This window comes from Deltaproteobacteria bacterium (genome assembly GCA_018668695.1).
In the GTDB taxonomy this organism is placed as follows: domain Bacteria; phylum Myxococcota; class XYA12-FULL-58-9; order XYA12-FULL-58-9; family JABJBS01; genus JABJBS01.
In genome coordinates, this window is the sequence record JABJBS010000230.1 from 1 (window position 1) to 2,201 (window position 2,201).

Here is a 2,201-nt window from a genome sequence, read left to right on the forward strand (position 1 = left end):
TCATCGTATTGAACAACCAATCCGCATTCATAAAATGCGTATCCAAGTGTTTCATCATTGGTCGTCCCCACTTCTGTCTCTATTTGAGAACGATTCATTCCCGGAATGGCTGAGCCGCTAAAGCCATCTCCTTGTGTCGTATTCATGGACATGGCCCAGGCGGCGTCGTTGATTTCAAAATCCAGCTCAGATGCAAAAAATATTTCAAGACCAAGTTGTGGCCACGAGGCAACAATCATTCGGTTGTAGCCCATGGGTGATTCGGGCTCTCCCAGAATTGCTTTGATCTCAGCGAATGTATCGCCAATCTCAACGCCGCCTATGCCTAGGCCTTCGACGATGGCCAGAGTGGCCGGCGCACCTTCAACGTTGGTGTCTTCGTCGTTGGCATCGGTATCGGCTTGGTTGTCATCGCTAGATGGGGTGGGTGCGCCCGAGTCAGTTTGCGAATCTGGAGAAGAGGATTCCGGACTTCCCGCGCCGCAGCCAAGTAACAGGCAGGCCGCGATGAAGGCGAGAAGAAGTGAAGTGCGTGGATGGAGCATGGCTAATCCTTGAGAGGAGTTTATCTACTTTTGGGTAGATATAGGCTTGCGCCGGTCTATACGTCAACTGTGAAGTGCAGGTTGTTGAAAAAAGAGAAATTGCTCAGCGGTGGAAGCCAGGGTGATAGGCAAAAAAAAAGCGCCCGAAACCAAATGGTCTCGAGCGCTCTTCGATTTTAGCTTTGCTAAAAGTTCAGACTACTGAGGGCAGTTTTGAACGTTCATCGCGAAGCTCAAGCAAACGTTGTTGCCTTGGCATGCTGCGCTGAAATCTTGCTGGCAGCTTGAGCCTTGTGGAAGCGTGTTGAGGCACTGCTGACATGCGCCGTCACCTTGTTGTCCACCACATTCAGCAGTACATTCTGTAACGCACTCGTTAGCGCAAAGGCAGTTTTCAGAAAGAGCTACTTCATATGCCTGGTATCCGCCCATGTCCGCTTGTGCGAAACACTCAAAGCACTGAGCGCCTTGTTGTAGGCAGTCAGGACCGTTGCTGCTGTTGCCGCTGTCGTTTCCACCGATATCAGTGTTGTTGTCAGTGGTGTTGTTGTCAGTCGTGTCATCAGTTGCATCAGTGTTTGCATCTGTAGTGTCAGTCGTTTCGGTCGTTGCTTCAGTATTGTCTGCACCTTCTTTAGCAGTGTCTTCGCCGCCGCAAGCAGTGAAAAGACCAAGAGCAACAATAAGAGCCATAGATGTAAGAGCGTTGAGTTTCATTTTGAATCCCCTTCAAATTAAATGGTGGCCTTTGGGAAGACCTGTTTGGGCTAGATACGGCGAAGGCATACGAGGAAATACCGCATCCTGCAAGGTGCAATATTTAAATGAATCCACATTTTTGTGCCTATTTCCGCCAAAATAATGGCTGCATTAGACTCTGATTGTCAAAAGATGCTGAGAACGTTATCTAATTCAACATGCGATACGAAGGTGCGATCTTCAGACCTCCGAGTGAGGCCGACAGTTATATCTTGCAGGCAACCATTGGTTGTTCATGGAATCGTTGCACCTACTGCGACATGTATCGGGCGAAGAAGTTTCGTGTTCGCGCATTAGAGGAGTCTCTCGAAGACTTAGGCCAGGCTGGTCAGAGATATAGCCATGCGGTTCAAAAAATCTTCGTGGGAGACGGTGATGCTTTGGTGTTGCCGATGGGCCATTGGCTACCGATTCTCGAGCAGGCGAGAAGTGATTTTCCAAAGCTTAGGCGCGTTTCTTGTTACGCGATGGCGCGTAATGTTCTGGAGAAAACCGACAAAGAGCTCAAAGCACTTTGCGACGCGGGTCTAAAGCAGCTCTATATCGGCCCGGAGTCTGGAGCGAACGCGACCCTGAAGAAGATTGCCAAGGGCGATGATTTCGATGCCCACGTTGAAGCCGCGAATAAGGCCCACCGGGCGGGAATGAAAATATCCGTGATTGCTTTATTGGGTATTGGTGGGAAAGAGCCGGTGCAGCACGCACAGGAAACTGCCAAGCTCATTACGGCGATGGATCCCGAGTTTTTCTCGGCCCTCACGGTTACAATTGTTCCTGGTACACCGCTTGCGAAGCAAGCTGCCCGAGGTAAGTTCGAGGTCCCTGATGTTCCTGATTTACTCAGAGAGCTTCGCATCATGGTAGACGAAGCGAGGCCAACGCGCGCTTTGTTTCGAA

Annotated in this window: 3 protein-coding genes; 1 reads left to right on the forward strand and 2 read right to left on the reverse strand. The window is 50.2% G+C overall.

All coding sequences use genetic code 11. The features are described 5' to 3' along the window. Together HOK28_12045 and HOK28_12050 are read right to left on the reverse strand one after the other, a co-directional pair. Positions 1 to 545: hypothetical protein (locus HOK28_12045; GenBank protein MBT6433820.1), on the reverse strand; the 545-nt coding region annotated here is incomplete at its 3' end. Positions 546 to 743: 198 nt separating this feature from the next. Beyond that, entirely contained in the window at positions 744 to 1,262 is a 519-nt protein-coding gene (locus HOK28_12050; protein MBT6433821.1) for a hypothetical protein, read from the reverse strand. A gap of 200 nt (positions 1,263 to 1,462) precedes the next feature. Between HOK28_12050 and HOK28_12055 the strand changes: the two genes are divergently transcribed. After that, the coding region (locus HOK28_12055) for a radical SAM protein (GenBank protein ID MBT6433822.1) at positions 1,463 to 2,201 on the forward strand (739 nt) is incomplete at its 3' end.

What these genes read in the sequence shown, in the direction of transcription:
- HOK28_12050 (MBT6433821.1), bottom strand. Translation starts at nt 1,262, where the DNA reads ATGAAACTCAACGCTCTTACATCTATGGCTCTTATTGTTGCTCTTGGT.